Raw genomic sequence first — 1,041 nt, forward strand, 5'->3', positions numbered from 1 at the left:
CCACGCCTCTCTGCAGTGGTAAAAGTTGCCCAAGATGCCAATGTTCGTTTGAGCTACCAAACCGCTTACCGTTTCCCCTCTACCCAAGACCAATACATCGATCTCTTCACCGGTACCTCAACCCTGATTGGTGGTCTTCAAGAATCGGTAGACAAATACAACTTCAGCGGTAATCAACCTTATACCGCTAATTCGGTTAGGCGTTTCCGTGAGACACAGAACCCTGCTTTGTTGGAACCAGGTACCTTTGAGCCTTTGAAGGCGGAGGTTTCTAATTCCTACGAAATTGGATATAAGGCCCTTTACGGAAAGAAGTTCCTCATCGATATGTACGGGTATTATTCTGTATATAAGAATTTTATTGGTCGAGTTGCAGTGATTCAACCGCAGGTTGCGGGTGCTGCTGGAATTCCTGGTTTGTTGATTCCTGCTCGTCCATTCTCCAATAATTTCTCTTACCCACAGAACAGTCCTGATAATGTTCAATCGATTGGATATGGCGTAAGCATGGAATACCGTCTCGGAAAAGGATACACGCTTAATGGAAACTTTGCCAGCGATCAACTCAATAATGTGCCCTCCGATCTGGTTACGTTCTTCAATACACCAAAATATAGATACAACCTAGGTTTGGGAAATCCTAACATCAAAAACGGTTGGGGCTTTATGGTGAATTACCGTTGGCAGGATAAAGTGTTTTGGGAAGGAACCTTTGGAACTGGAAATATTCCGTCCTATGGTACCATGGATGCTCAAGTAAGCTACCAAATTCCTAAAACCAAAAACCTAGTAAAAGTAGGGGCGTCTAACTTGCTGAACAGATACTTTGTGAGCGCATTCGGAAACCCCGAAGTTGGTGGATTGTACTACATCAGTTACGGATTCAATGTTTTCTAGTGAATACCATAGCCGTTCTAACCAGATGGGTACTCGTTTGTCCATCACTTGAATACACTATCATCAACTATAAAAATAAAAGCGCTCGGAATCCCGAGCGCTTTTATTTTTATAACTACTTTCTAAATCTTCTGGCGGTTTAGC

At 43.0% G+C, this 1,041-nt stretch carries 1 protein-coding gene; it reads left to right on the forward strand.

The annotated features are described in order from the left end of the window. Positions 1-897 (forward strand): TonB-dependent receptor domain-containing protein (locus ACWATR_RS40345; protein WP_460346085.1); only part of this gene is annotated, 897 nt, incomplete at its 5' end. Between the last annotated feature and the right edge of the window lie 144 nt (positions 898-1,041).

The organism is Nostoc sp. UIC 10890, assembly GCF_054786515.1.